The organism is Streptomyces sp. HUAS 15-9, from assembly GCF_025642155.1.
Taxonomy (GTDB): Bacteria; Actinomycetota; Actinomycetes; order Streptomycetales; family Streptomycetaceae; genus Streptomyces.
Genome location: NZ_CP106800.1, coordinates 37,276 through 50,504, shown reverse-complemented (window position 1 = coordinate 50,504; position 13,229 = coordinate 37,276). Strand labels below are relative to the sequence as shown.

18 protein-coding genes are annotated in these 13,229 nt (G+C 72.0%); 17 read left to right on the top strand and 1 reads right to left on the bottom strand.

What is annotated here, in order from left to right:
* The first annotated feature begins 15 nt into the window (after positions 1-15).
* The 11 genes from N8I87_RS43695 to N8I87_RS43645 all read left to right on the top strand — a co-directional run bounded on the left by N8I87_RS43695 (position 16) and on the right by N8I87_RS43645 (position 8,007).
* Positions 16-1,302, top strand: a complete 1,287-nt coding sequence (locus N8I87_RS43695; RefSeq protein WP_263217484.1) for a hypothetical protein — start codon at positions 16-18, stop codon at positions 1,300-1,302.
* Positions 1,299-2,024 (top strand): hypothetical protein, encoded by a 726-nt coding sequence (locus N8I87_RS43690; protein ID WP_263217483.1) that lies wholly within the window; start codon positions 1,299-1,301, stop codon positions 2,022-2,024. The genes N8I87_RS43695 and N8I87_RS43690 overlap by 4 nt, the downstream gene beginning before the upstream one ends.
* A gap of 163 nt (positions 2,025-2,187) precedes the next feature.
* The gene (locus tag N8I87_RS43685; RefSeq protein ID WP_263217481.1) at positions 2,188-4,254 is read left to right on the top strand and encodes a P-loop NTPase family protein; all 2,067 of its coding nucleotides are present in this window, start codon (positions 2,188-2,190) and stop codon (positions 4,252-4,254) included.
* A 17-nt stretch (positions 4,255-4,271) separates the two neighbouring features.
* A complete protein-coding gene (locus N8I87_RS43680) occupies positions 4,272-4,574 on the top strand; it encodes a hypothetical protein (RefSeq protein ID WP_263217479.1) in 303 nt (100 codons plus the stop codon).
* 86 nt (positions 4,575-4,660) lie between these two features.
* Entirely contained in the window at positions 4,661-5,263 is a 603-nt protein-coding gene (locus tag N8I87_RS43675) for a hypothetical protein (protein WP_263217477.1), read from the top strand.
* A 126-nt stretch (positions 5,264-5,389) separates the two neighbouring features.
* On the top strand, positions 5,390-5,599 hold the full coding sequence (locus tag N8I87_RS43670; protein ID WP_263217476.1) for a hypothetical protein: 210 nt from the start codon (positions 5,390-5,392) through the stop codon (positions 5,597-5,599).
* Positions 5,600-5,711: 112 nt separating this feature from the next.
* Positions 5,712-6,239 carry a hypothetical protein gene (locus N8I87_RS43665; protein ID WP_263217474.1) on the top strand — a complete coding sequence of 176 codons (528 nt, stop codon included), beginning with the start codon at positions 5,712-5,714 and terminating at the stop codon, positions 6,237-6,239.
* The gene (locus N8I87_RS43660; RefSeq protein ID WP_263217473.1) at positions 6,236-6,523 is read left to right on the top strand and encodes a hypothetical protein; all 288 of its coding nucleotides are present in this window, start codon (positions 6,236-6,238) and stop codon (positions 6,521-6,523) included. The genes N8I87_RS43665 and N8I87_RS43660 overlap by 4 nt, the downstream gene beginning before the upstream one ends.
* A gap of 137 nt (positions 6,524-6,660) precedes the next feature.
* Positions 6,661-6,870 (top strand): hypothetical protein, encoded by a 210-nt coding sequence (locus N8I87_RS43655; protein WP_263217471.1) that lies wholly within the window; start codon positions 6,661-6,663, stop codon positions 6,868-6,870.
* Between the two features lie 20 nt (positions 6,871-6,890).
* Positions 6,891-7,625 carry a hypothetical protein gene (locus N8I87_RS43650; protein ID WP_263217470.1) on the top strand — a complete coding sequence of 245 codons (735 nt, stop codon included), beginning with the start codon at positions 6,891-6,893 and terminating at the stop codon, positions 7,623-7,625.
* A 79-nt stretch (positions 7,626-7,704) separates the two neighbouring features.
* Positions 7,705-8,007: a hypothetical protein gene (locus tag N8I87_RS43645; RefSeq protein ID WP_263217469.1), complete on the top strand. Its 303-nt coding sequence runs from the start codon at positions 7,705-7,707 to the stop codon at positions 8,005-8,007.
* Between the two features lie 112 nt (positions 8,008-8,119).
* Here N8I87_RS43645 and N8I87_RS43640 read toward each other — a convergent pair whose 3' ends face one another.
* Positions 8,120-8,353 carry a helix-turn-helix transcriptional regulator gene (locus tag N8I87_RS43640; protein WP_263217467.1) on the bottom strand — a complete coding sequence of 78 codons (234 nt, stop codon included), beginning with the start codon at positions 8,351-8,353 and terminating at the stop codon, positions 8,120-8,122.
* 135 nt (positions 8,354-8,488) lie between these two features.
* Between N8I87_RS43640 and N8I87_RS43635 the strand changes: the two genes are divergently transcribed.
* From N8I87_RS43635 to N8I87_RS43610, 6 genes are all read left to right on the top strand, one after another.
* Positions 8,489-8,923: an RRQRL motif-containing zinc-binding protein gene (locus tag N8I87_RS43635; protein WP_263217465.1), complete on the top strand. Its 435-nt coding sequence runs from the start codon at positions 8,489-8,491 to the stop codon at positions 8,921-8,923.
* 50 nt (positions 8,924-8,973) lie between these two features.
* Positions 8,974-10,185 (top strand): DUF4097 domain-containing protein, encoded by a 1,212-nt coding sequence (locus tag N8I87_RS43630; RefSeq protein WP_263217464.1) that lies wholly within the window; start codon positions 8,974-8,976, stop codon positions 10,183-10,185.
* Positions 10,186-10,351: 166 nt separating this feature from the next.
* The gene (locus N8I87_RS43625) at positions 10,352-11,260 is read left to right on the top strand and encodes a DUF6919 domain-containing protein (RefSeq protein WP_263217462.1); all 909 of its coding nucleotides are present in this window, start codon (positions 10,352-10,354) and stop codon (positions 11,258-11,260) included.
* 17 nt (positions 11,261-11,277) lie between these two features.
* Entirely contained in the window at positions 11,278-11,673 is a 396-nt protein-coding gene (locus tag N8I87_RS43620; RefSeq protein ID WP_263217461.1) for a RapZ C-terminal domain-containing protein, read from the top strand.
* A gap of 94 nt (positions 11,674-11,767) precedes the next feature.
* Entirely contained in the window at positions 11,768-12,559 is a 792-nt protein-coding gene (locus tag N8I87_RS43615) for a hypothetical protein (RefSeq protein WP_263217460.1), read from the top strand.
* Between the two features lie 104 nt (positions 12,560-12,663).
* Complete coding sequence (locus N8I87_RS43610; RefSeq protein WP_263217459.1) at positions 12,664-13,155, top strand: hypothetical protein; 492 nt, start codon at positions 12,664-12,666, stop codon at positions 13,153-13,155.
* Positions 13,156-13,229: the final 74 nt, after the last annotated feature.

The window sequence follows — 13,229 nt, the reverse complement described above, 5'->3', positions numbered from 1 at the left end:
AGGAGGTATCGAGTCGTGTTCGAACTCATCCTGCTGATCGCCATCGCCTACGCCGGAGCCCGCGGCGTGGAGAAGGTGACCGGCACCGAAAACCGCCGCTACGACACCCCCGAGTCCCGTAAGACCGTCGAGAAGGTCGCCGCCAGCGGCCCGAAGGACGGCTCCACCACCGTGGTGAAGAATCCCGGACCAACCGAGCCGGGCGGCACCTTCAGCGCTGCCGCCCCGCGCAGCGCCAAGGTCGGCGGCGCTGCCGCCTACCCGCTCGCGGTCATCACCGAGACCGGCTCCACCATGTGGAAGGCCGTCGGCGAGGGCTACCGCGAACGCTGGCCGGAGATCCGCGAAGAGCACCGCCGCAAGATGCAGGTGAAGGCGGAGGAGCGCCAGCGGAAGAAGGAAGAGCTCGAGGCGAAGAAGAAGGCGGAGGAGGCGAAGGCGAAGGCCGGGCCTCCCCCGCCCTACCCGCCGAAGCCGACCGAGCCGCCGAAGACCGCCGACCCGGACGCGAAAGCCGACGATCCGGACACGAAGGAGGAGCCGGAGGAGACGAAAGACTCCCCGGCGACTGCTGAGGCGGGCACCGGCATCCCGAACCTGCCCGGCGGCCCCTACATCGACCTCAACGCCGTCCTCGAAGAGGCCATCAGGCAACGGAGGGAGGCGGAGGCGAAGGCCGAGGAGGCCCGCAAGGAAGCCGAGCACACCCGCGACCGCGCGGCGACCGACAAGGTCCTCGCCGCGCAGAAGGAAGCCCGCGAGGCCAAGGAGCGCGAGGAAGCGGCCGAGGAACGGGCCCGCGCTGCCGAAGCCAAGGCCTCCGAGGCGAAGCCCGCCGAACCCGAATCCCCCGCCGGGCGCCGCCACCTGGCGGTGGTGCCCGACCCCGCACAGAACGGAGACCTCATGTCCTCACCTGCCACGGTCATCCCCGAGATCCGCACCCTGGACGGGCTGATGAACGCACTGACCCTGACGAAGGCGATGTGCGAGATGCGCTCGGAGGAGGCCCTCGCGATCGCCGCCGACGACAAGGCCCTGTCCGACCGGCTGGACCAGATCGAAGCGGAGATGGCCGACCTCGAGGTCGACGCCAAGACCCGCGCGGAGGTCGACGCGCTGCGCGAGTCCATCCACACCCAGTCCCAGGCCGCCGCCCAGTACGGCGCCGCCGCCAAGGACGCCGGCGACTTCGCCACCGCCGCCGCGGCCGCCGCCTACAAGTCCCACGGCGGCATCGCCGAGGCCGTCCAGTCCTCCCCGATCGAGCAGGCCGCCCAGGCCGGCTACTACGACCGGTGAGCGAGCCCCGGAGGGTCGAGCCGTACGTGTGGACGTGGGAGGAAGACGGCATCTCCCGGCAGGTCAACGTCCACTACACGCGGATCGGCACCACCGTCATCTACGCCCCCCGCTACGCCGGCGACTCGTGGCCGTGGTTCGACGCGGACTACGAGTTCGAGAGCGACCGCGGCCGCTGGCAGGAAGAGGACATCGTCACCCTCGGCTCCCCCGACGACCCCGGCTACGGGCTGATCGATCCGGAAGACGACATCGACGCCCCCGAGGACTTCAGCGGCGTCATCGAGGACGTCGACCCCGATGAACCCCCCGAACAGGAAGGAACCCGACCTATGGCGATCACGAAGATCGGCGACGTCGTCAACCACAGCGCCCTGCTCAACGCGCTCAACACCATCCGCGCGGAAGTCGAATCCCGCCAGGAGGACGTCGACAACCTCGCCGCCTGGTCCGGCGAGATGGCCGAGCGGATGAACGGCATCGCGGAGGAGCTGAAGGCGCTCAAGGTCGACAACTACACGGTCGGCAACATGAACATGCTCGGTGACCTGATCACCGGGCAGAAGACCGCCGCCGACGCATACAAGAACGCCACCGACATCTCCGTCAACCAGGCCGAGGTCGCCGCGCGGACCGCGCACCGCCACCACGGCCGCATCCAGGACGCCGTCGACGACGCCGACGTCCCGATGGCGCAGAACACCTTCTACAACGCCGAATAGGCGCCCCACCCCGTAGCCCCCGGGCCTGCCAACCGGCGGGCCCGGCCCCCGTGTTGCCCAGACGCTCCCGAACCGCGCGCCCCTTGCGCGGCTCGGGAGCGGTGGGGAGCACCGGGTCCCCCAACCCGTCCTCCAACGCCCCGAGCATGAAGGGATCACCGCCGTGCGCGCCCCGAAGAACCCCACCCCCCAGTACGTCGACCTCGCCGCCTTCCTCGCCGCGCAGACCAACCCGGCCACGGCCCAGGCGGCGACCGGCAAGAAGCAGTCCCGCACCCTCTCCCAGTGGGCACTCGACAACCGCGGCCGCCTCACCCTCGCCGCCACCGCCGCCAGCATGGGCCCGGCCGGCGAACTGCTGTCCGCCACGCCCGACGGCTGGAAGACCGCCCTCACCCTCGGCTTCGCCGGGGCCGCGGCCGCCGGCGCGTGGGGCTGGGTCCCGGGCCTGGTCAAGTGGAAGGGCGAGTGGCGGCCCGCCCGCACCCTGCCCGCCGAACACGACCGGTACATCGGCCTGTCCATGCCGCTGACCGGCTCCACCCTGCTCACCACCATGGCGAGCGTGGGCGGACCCGAGTGGGGCGAGAACCCCTGGTGGGGCTCCTCGCTGGCCTGGTCGCTCGGTTACGGCGCCTGGGCGTGGCGGCGCTGGGGACGGCGCCCGGCGGCGAAGACCCCGGAGCTCACCCGGCAGATGCTGGACTGGATGGAGTACGCCGCCGTCTCCGACGGTCCGTACCCCAAGAGCAAGCTCATCTCGCCGGTCGCCCTGCCCAAGGGCGGCTGGACGGCGGAGGTGCTCCTGCCGAGGAACAAGAAGTTCGAGCTGCGGCTGGTGGAGACCGCCTCCGCCCTCGACATCGACGACCTCGACCTGATCACCATGGAGCAGCTCGGCCCCCGCCGCGGCCGCATCAGCGTGTTCACCGAGAACCCGCTGAAGAAGGGCACCCTGTTCGGCCCCCAGCACGTGCTGGACCCGGAGACCGGACTCGCCCCGATCGGCATCTACTACGACGGCGAGCCCGCCCACTACCGGTTCTTCCTGCCGGGATCCGGCGCCGTGCACTCCTTCGTCACCGGCACCACCGGCTCCGGCAAGTCCCGCCTCCTGGACGGACTGCTCGGCATCGAACGGCGCAGCCCGCTGGTCTGCTCGATCGTCATCGACCCGCAGGCCGGCCTGTCCCTGCCGGACTGGCCCGACGGCGTCTGCGTGTTCGCCCCCGGCAACGCGTTCGGCATCGTCGTGCTGCGCGCCATCCACGCCCTGATGAAGGAGCGCGGCCAGCGCTACAACCGCATGAAGTGGGTCGACGACAAGGGCCGCACCCGCGTCGGCCGCGCCTTCTTCGTGCCGGGCGATCCCGACCCGCTCATCTCCGTCACCCTCGACGAGGCGCACGACCTGCTCAACGACCCCGAGTACGGCGAGGAAGCCGTAAAGATCATCGGGGACCTCGCGAAGGAAGCCCGGAAGGTCGGCATCAAGTTCCGCCTCGCCAACCAGTCGCCGAACGCGAGCGAGCTGGGCGGCGAGACCCTGATCCGCGACCTGCTGCAGGGCGGCAACAACGCCGTCCTGCGCTCCGGTTCGTCCGCGACCGGCAAGCGGGCCGCCGGCAGCGCCCTGGCCGGGGTCGACCCGGGCGCCATCCCGAAGGAGTTCAACGACGGCAGCGGCACCGGCGGACTCGGCTACCTCGCCGGACCTGACAACCGGGCCGCGATGTGGCGCGCCCCGTACGTCGAAGACCCCTTCGGCCTGGCCCACGAGGGCGAAACGACCGGCATCGAGCAGGACAGCATCGACGCCCTGCCGATCCTCCGGCACATCCTCGACGAGCACGCGCTGATGCTGCGCCTGCGCAACGCGGGCGAGCAGTACACCTACGACCCGGACCGGTTCACTGACACGGCCCCCGCCCCGGCGAAGAAGCCCGGGAGGACGGCCGTTGCCGCGCCGTCCATGGAGAAGGTGCCCGACGCCGTCCAGCCCGATGCGGCGGCGAAGTCCGACACCACGCGGAAGATCGTCGCCTTCCTCCACAAGCACGGCAAGCCCGCACCCCCGGCGATCATCGCCAAGTCGCTGCAGATGACCGGCCCGCAGGTGCGCACCGCGCTGAAGCGGATGAAGGACGACCCGGCCGTGCCGGTCGTCAACATCGGCCACGGCGCCTGGATCCACAAGGAGCACGCCGACGGCTACATGGCCGCCGCCTGACCCGAAGGAGAACGCCCATGCCCAGCACCGACCCCACCCCCACCACCGCACTGAGGCTCCTGGACCAGGCCACCGCCCTGGTCCGCGAAAGGACCGCCCGCCTCGGCACCGAGCCCACCCCGGCCCCGACGCTCACCGTCGTCCTGGACGACGCACCCGCACTCCTGGCTGGACTGTCCGGCCCCGAGCGCGACCGGCTGACCGAACTCATGACCAGCGGCCGGGCCGCCGGCGTCCGCATCCGCGGCTGCTCCCGGCTCCCCCGCCAGTACGCCACCCTCGCGGAGCTGGACGCCGCCGCCGAGCACGGCGATCTGTAGCAACCCACCCCGCCCCACCACCGAGGCCGGTCCCTTCTCCCCCGAGGGGCCGGCCTCGGCCGTACCCGACTCCCCTGGAGCGCCCGATGAACACCGAGCAGCACCTGGTCGACCAGGAAGTCGGCCCCCGCACCCCCGCCCTGCCCACCGCGATCTGGCAGCCCGCCCCCCAGCACCACCAGGTCGTACAGCACGCGCCCGCCCCGGCCCTGACCCTCTACCAGGTACCGGTCCCCGGCTCCGTCCAGGTCCAGCTCCCCGACGGCCGCATCGCCTGGGGCCGCCCCGTGGAACACCGCCTGGACCCCGTTCCCGTCGCCACGCCCCGCGAGCCGATGCCCTCCTGGGCGAAGGCGATCGGCATGGTCGCCGGAAGCATCACCGCTCTCGCCCTCGGAGGCGCCGTCGCCCTCCGTATCGCCGCACCCGCCCTGGGAGGCCTCGTGGACGTGCTCGACATGCTCTGGAAGGTCGCCCTGGTCCTCGCCGTCATCCTGTTCGGCGGCATGGCCGTCGCCCGCTCCCTGTTCGCCAAGGCCGCAGGCCACACCGGCAGCGACCACGGCACCGGCAGCGAGCCGTCGACCGTCGTCTTCGCCCCGCAGATCGACACCGGAGGCAACCGGCTCATTGGCCGCGGCGGCGACGTGAACATCCAGTGGGGCGACGGCAACCGCAACAAGCAGTAACCCCACCACCCCTGTCCTGCCGACCTGCCTGGTCCTCGGCCCGCCCCCGGCGGCCCCGAGGACCGGCCAGGCCGACCGGCCTGCCCGCACCGTCCTTCCCTCCACCTCGCCAAGGAGCGATCCGCCATGCCCAAGCAGCAGCCCGGACCCGTCCTCACCCTCCAGCCCGCGCCCCAGCCCGGCTGGTGGCAGACCAACCGCCACAAGGTCCTCGCCGTCCTCGCGCTGATCGTCGGCTTCCTGCTCGGCCAGAACAGCACCGACGCCCCGGCCGCCACCAACACGCCGCCCGCGCACACCGCGCCCGCCGACAGCGTCACCCCGGCCACGCCGTGATCCGGACCGCCCGCCCGGCCCTCGCCCCCATCGCCGCCCCCGTGCGGCAGCACAGGGCGAGGACCGGACAGGCCGCCCGGCCCCACCCCGACTCGCCTGCAAGGAGCCCTCGTTGACCACCGCCCCCCTCAGCCCCACCGAGATCCGCTACTGCCAGCACGCCGCCAGAGTCGTCCGCATCGAAGCACCCGTCGTCACCGAACTGGTCGCGGCCATGGCCCACCTGGACCAGGCCCTCGAGGCCGACCCCCAGGACAGCGCCTCCCACTACGCGCCCCGCGGCCAGGAGCACCTGGTCCCCGACTGGATCCGCGCCAACGCCGACAAGATCCGCGCGCAGCTGGACGGCCTCGTCAACCGCTACACCGACCCCGGCAGCGGCCTGCTCAGCCAGGTCACCGACCAGCCCGGCACGTGGACCGACCCGGCCACCGCCCGCACCTTCGACCTGGACGCCGACTACGTGCCCGCCAGCGACGACCGCCGCCGCCCCGGCATCGTGTGGCGCTACCGCGGCATGCACGCCGCCAACGGAGCCCCGATCCTCCACCCCCACCACCTGCCCGACCGCACCCCGTGCGCCGGACCCTGCTGGCCCGTCGGCACCATCCCGACCATCGCCATCGGCAGCGGCGCATGAACCCTCCCACCGTCACCGCCTTCACCGAGACCGCCGCCCTGTACGCCGTCATGAACGAGGACCTGCCGGGCGCCCGCCGCATCGTCGGCGACATGCTCCCCGGCGAACGCGCCCAGCTCGCCCAGCAACTGGACCAGCTGCGCGAGCTGCTCGGCCCCCGCTGCGACGGCTGCGACGCCCTCACCCCCATCGGCACGAGCGTCCTAACCGACCCGCTGAGCACCGAGCGGCAGTACCTGTGCCGCGACTGCGCCGCCGCTCCCACCCCCGCGCCGGCGACCTGACCCGGCCTGCCCGCCCGGCCTCCGGCGCCCCGCCCCTCGCGGCGGCTCCGGGGGCCGGACAGGCCGACCGGGCCTCCCCAGCACCCCGTCCCCGCCGCAGCAGTGCCTGCGGACAACCCACAAGGAGAGCAGTCGCTTTGGCGAAAGCGCCCGCCGTCATAGGTGTCCTCACCGAGCCCGCCCCGCCCACCTGGTGGAAGGCCAACCGGCACAAGGTCTTGCTCATCCTCGGCCTGATCGGCGGCTTCTACATCGGCACCCACAGCAGCGACGCCGCGACCAAAACCGACCCGCCCAGGCCGGCGCACACCGCGCCCGCCGCCCCCAGCTCAAGCCCGTCCCGCTGACCACGAGAGGCGACACCACCATGAGCGTCACCCCGTTCCCCCACTCCCGCGCCGACCGCCAGCAGAAGCCCACCACCCAGGCTCGGGCCTACAGCTGGTGGAAGCAGTTCAGCGGCGAACACGGCTGGCTCGGCCGCCGCCTGAACGACATCCGGATGGCCCCCACCTACGGCTGGCGGCTCATGGCCGGATGGATCAAAACCGTCATCGTCCTCGCCGTCGCCGCGGCCGCGTTCTTCTCGCTGTACGGCATCGGCACCAGCGTGATCGACGCGGCGCGGGCCCTGCCCTGGTCCGCCCCGACCGGCGACCACACCGGCCTGCTCGCCACCATCGACCAGCCGGTCCGCTCCTACCTCGCCACCCGCACGCAGGCGCTGCCCGTCGACGCCACCACCGCCTACAGCACCTGGCAGGCGGTCGGCGTCGTCGCGTTCATCCTCGGCTACCTCCGCAACGGCGGAGCCCGCCTCACCTGGACCGCGTGGGGCGCGGCCACCGTCGCCATGGTCTGGATCGGCACCCCCAGCCCCGGCCGCGAGGTCGCCGCCGGCATCGCGGTCCTGGCCTGGGCGGCCCTGTCCGTCCTGGCGCTGCGCGGCATCAGCCTCTCCCCGGCCGCCTTCATCAACGTCGACGTACACAACCAGACGCCGCCCGCCCCCGAGGTCCGCGCCGAGATCCACTGCCACCACCCGGAACCGAAGCCCTCGTACCAGCCGTACGACCCCACGCAGCCGCCGTCGCTGAACTGACCCTGACCGCTGCCTGTCCGGCCCGCGCCCCGCGCGCGGACCGGGCGGAGAACGGCCAGGACCCGGAAAGGAAGGCGTGTTGAACGGCACGGAGACGAACAGGCCCCGGCCTCCGCTGGCCTGCTACTGGGTACAGGAACCCGACGGAACCCGCTGGCTGGTGCCCGGATGCATCTCCCGGCTGCACGACCCGGACGCCGACGCCTGCACCTGCCCCACCCTCGCCCAGCAGCTCGCGCAGGCCCACACCGAGCGCGACCAGGCGCAGCGCGGCCACAGCGGCCTGCGGGCCTGGACGGACGCCATCATCGCGGCCGTCAACGCCCACCCCGACGGCAAGAAGATCATGCGGGACGCCGCCGCCCGGGCCGCCCGCCGCTGAGCCGGGCGGAGTTTCCCGCGTGAAACACCGGTGCGCCGCACGGAAAGATCCGTGCGGCGCACCTCGTACGCGGCGCCCGATTCTCAAATGTGGGAACCGTGGGCTGCCCGCCCTACTGCTGGGCGGTGTTCTTCGGGGGCCGGCCGCCGACGTTGTCGCGGTCCCAGCCCTTCTCCCACTGCACGACAGCCGCCCTCTCCCACACCCGGCCGGCCTTCGTCTGGGCCACCGGTGCCGGGAAGTCGGGCCTGGCCACGAGCCTGTTGGCCCGCTGGCGGCTGACGTTCAGCATCTCTCCGATCTCCGTGACGCCGACGTGCTGAGCGGCGGGTGCTGTGTTCGTCATGCCTTCGAGGATCAAGCCCCACGCGCCACCTGTCAACGTCTTTCGCTTGTAAACCTGTTGACAGAAGAAACTCGTTTACAGCATGGTGGTTGTGCACCGACCGAGAACACCAACTCAGCCGGAGAGGGGACACCCGTGCGTGCAGGCGACTTCGACCCGCAAGAGAACGACGACCTGGTCGACGTCGACCCGTACGCCCCCACCGAGCCCGAGCTGACCATCCCGGTCTACAAGCGCAACCAGGCACCCGAAGGACTCGCCACCAAACGGCAGTTGCGCGCGATGGGCCTCAGCATCCGCGGCCTGGAAGTCGTCGCCGAAGTCGAGACCCTCGGCCCGAAGAACGGCTTCCTCTACGAGATCGCCAAGGCGAAGCCGGTCCGGCCGATGACGCTCGCCCAGGAATACGCGCTCGACAAGGCCATGGCCGCCCGCCAGACCTGCCCCGAGTGCGGCCGCCGCTACTACGGCTGCCTGCGTACCTCGCTCGGCATCTGCCTGGAGTGCCACGACGGCACGCCCGCCCACCCCAGCTCCTACATCCCGCCGGCCTCCCCGAAGGCCGCCTGACCGCTCTGCGCGACGACCACACCCAACACACCCAACCGGGGGGAGAACCCGTGTTCAGCAAGGACCAGCTCGCCAGCCTCACCGGCGCCGAACGTGACGAACTCATCCGCGACTTCATGACTGAGTACGGCGTCAGCGAGCCCACGGCCGCCATGGCGACCAACCTGTTCATCACCATCGCGTCCGCCCTGCCCGAGGACCAGGCGCAGGAGGAGTTCCAGCGGGCCGTCACGCAGATGGTCGCGCAGGGCACGCAGGGCGAGTCGTGGGCGCAGGAGTTCATCCAGGCGATGTTCAACAAGCAACTGCCGGGCTTCCGCGCCACCTACCAGCGCGCCATCACCACCGGTCAGGACCCCGCCGCCCATCTGATGCGCGAGCACGCGATGCCCGCCGCGGCCGCGGCCGAGCTCGTCACCCTGCTCAAGAGCGAGACCGGCGTCGCGACCACCAAGCCCGCGGACGAGCAGAACCGGCAGGAGACGCCCACCGGGCGGCCGTATCTCGCCGACGTCACCTGCCCGTCCGGAACGGTCAAGGTGACCGTCGACCCGCGCGCGACCGTCCCCACCGCCACGGTGCGCACCGACGACAAGACCGGCCCCTCCGCGGACGCCGTCCGCCGCAGCACCGTCTCGCTGAACGGGGACCGGCTCACCGTGATCGTCCCGGAGATGGAGGGCACCGGTGGCGTCACCCAGATCATCAACACCGGTCGCGGCCGTACCACGGTCTTCCAGAGCGCCGGCGTCGTCTACGGCAACCTCACCGGCGTCACGATCGACGGGAACGGCAACATGACCATCGGCGGCGTCTCCGGCGGCGTCGCCTCCAGCCCGATCGAGGTCCTCGTCACCCTTCCGGCCGGGTCCGGCGTCAGCGTGAAGTCGCACAACGCCCACCTCGAGGTCGACGGCCCGCTGGCTGCCCTGCGCATGGACACGCACAACGGGCACGTCCGCGCCGGAGTCGTCGGCCGGGCGAAGATCGACGGCCACAACGGCAACTACACCTTCGAGGCCATCCAGGAGTCGGTCGACATCGACTCCCACAACGGCCACACCATGATCGGCAGCTACAGCGGCAGTGACGCCCGTGTGATCACCCACAACGGCACCCTGAACCTCGCCGCCACCCCCCGTGCCACCGGCGGGATCGTGGCCCGCACCCACAACGGCTCGGTCACCCTGCGCGGTGTGCGCGGCCGCCAGGACCTGGACGTCCGCACCAGCACCCACAACGGCGCCGTCCACAAGAGCTGACCCGGCCGGCTTCTGTCGGCCCCGACCACCGCGCTCAGCGGGCGCCGGGGCCGGCGGTGGCCGACCGGCCAGCACCGCCCGGCCCGGGCGTGCCCGTGATCGCGCCCGGGCCGGGTCACCACTTCGGACCACCGCCGCTTGGAGGAACCGCATGAGGCGCTTATGGATGAGCCGCGCCGACCGTGCCCGCTGGCAGGCCGCCCGCACCCTGACCGACCTCGGCAAGGTCACCGCCGCCTGGTGGGAGGGCACCGTGCGCAGCCTCCCCGGTCACCGCGCGAACCACCGCCCCCACCCCGCCCTTGCTGAGCACACCACGGCCCTCGCCACCGCCAACCGCGCCGGATTCCTCATCCAGGCTGCGCAGGCCGGCTTCGTCGACGGGCAGCTGCAGCAGCGCGCGGCGGTGCAGGGCTTCGCCACCGACCCGGCTCTCATCCGCCGCCTGGTCGACGCCGCCGAAAAGGCCGGCCTGGAGATCGCCCTCAACGACTGGCTCGACTTCGAGTACGACGGTCCCGGCACCGGGATCACCGTCACCACCGGCGACGGCGCCGACAACCTCTTCGGCCAGGCCCTCGGCCTGCCGGACCTGAAGGCGATGTGGCCGAAGCTCCCGCACGCCGTGGATGCCGTCGCGGACGCCCTTCAGATCACCCTCGCCGACCCGCGGTTCGGCCCCAGCACCCTCCTGTGGGACACCCTCACCGCAGCCATGCCGGCCGAACCCTCCCCCGCCCCGAAGATCATGTGCCGGGAGTGCGGCTGCACCTTCCGCAGTAACTGCGCCGACGGCTGCATCGGCGGTGTATGGGACCAGGCCGACGGCCGCTGCCCCGCCTGCATCGACCCCAGCATCGTCATCGACTGGTCGAAGGAGCCGGAAGAGAAGGAGTGCGCCCTGTGCGGCGCCCCCTTCTTCCACGCCGGGTCCTACTGCTCCCTGGGCTGTGAGGCCGCCGACGGCTACGGCGACGACGAGGAGGACGAGGAAGCGGCCGAACGGCCCTCCCCCGCAGCCGTCCGCCCGTCCGGGAGCGACGTCGACGACCCGTGGGCCACCGGCCCGTCTTGAGCCCGGAGGCCACCCTCATGGACATCCGCATCACCTCGTTCGGGCACTTGCACGGTCCCCGGCCCGCTGACGCGCACATCGTCCTCGACCTGCGCCAGCACTTCCGCGACCCGCACTTCGACCCGAGCCTGCGCACCCTGACCGCCCGCCACCGCAAGGTCATCCGGGCCGTGAAGCGCACCCCCGGCATTGAGCAGCTGCTCGCCGCCACCGTCGCCCAGACCCAGGCCTACGCCCGCGGCCCCGGCGCCGGACAGCACCCGCTGCACATCGCCGTCGGCTGCGCAGGAGGCAAGCACCGCGCCGGTGTCACGGCCTACCTGCTGGCCCGGCGCCTTCGCCGCCGCGGCCACCAGGTCGCCCTCCACCACCGCGACCTGCACCGCCCCGTCGTCGAACGCGCCGCAGCCTGACGGCTTTCCGTGCCGCCCCAACCCGTCCGCGGGCTGGGGCGTTGCGGAGGACCGGGACAGTCCGGCCCACCCCAGAGCCCCTCGGAGGCCAACTGTGAACCAGCCGCAGCACCACTACATGGTCACCATGCCCGACGGCACCGTTCCGCGTACCAGCGGCTCCACCGGCGCGTACACGACTGTCAACCTCGCCGAGCACGTGGGCCAGGTCGTCGACCACCCCAGTCCGGGCAAGCACAAGTGGTTCGACGAGAGCGCGTTCTCCTACTTCCGCACCTACACCCAGCGCGGCGTCGGTGAGGTCCTGGACCGCCGCTGCGAGTGGCCGGTCCAGTGGCCGGTCCGGCTGTGGATCGTCGAGCCGCTCGGGGAGACACACACCTGGGGCGGGCAGTACTACCGGCACGAGCTGCTCGCCCACCAGCTGCGCGTCGTGGAGGAAACCGAGATCTGGCGGGCCTTCGGCCACCGCGGCAAGAAGGTCATGGACCTCATCGACCGTCAGCTGCCCGACCTCGCCCGGCAGTGGGCCGCGGAGTGGACGGCCGACCCGGACGGCACCCGCCAGCGGTACGACGCCTGGGCTGAGCGCCTGGACGACACTTACGCGCTGAGCAGCTGGGTGCACTTCAGGGCGCGCTACTCCCGGCGGGAGGCAGCAAAGGAGGTGGCGGAGAAGCTCTCCCGGGCCGCCGCCGAGAAGGCCCTCACCACCGTGGGCGCCGACCAGGACGCCATCAAGTCGATCAGCCTGCGCGCCTGGTGCCTCACCGCCGGCCAGCTGATGCACGACCGCATCTGCCGAGGCGACTACGAGAAGAGCATCCGCGCGCTTCTGCTCGGCACCGCTCTCGAAACGAACGCCCCCGCCCTCGCGTGCGCCTGAGCCGCCTGACGGCCCCCTGCGCCGCCTCAACCCCCGACCGGGGCTGGGGCGGTGCGGAGGACCGGGCAGATGGGCCCGATCCCCGGACGCACCAAGGAGACCCTGTGACCGACATCCTCGAACCCGTCATCGCCCCCGCTCTGGACGACGCCTCCCCGCTGGCCCGCCTGTTCGCGATGGTCAGCGAACTCGACACCTACACCGAGGCCGAGCAGCGCGACGACGCAGAGATCGCCGCCGCCCACCACGTCTACAACGCCTACGGCGCCACCGTTGGCCAGGTCCTGGACGGCGAGGACTGGGCCGGCCAGATCCCGGTGAAGGACAACCGGCTGGAGGCGAGCGCCGTCGCCTGGCTGGAGGGCGGTCTCTGGCTGCACCACACCCTCGACATCAGCGAGGACGACGGTGCCCGCGACGTTCTCACGCTGATCGCGCCCTGCGCCTGCGGTTCCGGCTACGTCGACTTCCAGCTGGAGAACGAGGACGACCTGCTGGAGATCCTCACCGACCTGCGCCGTACGCACGGCCGCGTCCCGCACGACGACGGCGAGTGCGCCAGCGTCCCCGACCCGCACGCCCCGACCACGAAGTGACGCCCGGGGGCGGCCGCCGCATCCGACCAAGAACGCCTGCGGCCGCCCCCGTTCTCCCGCAGCCCGAACAACGA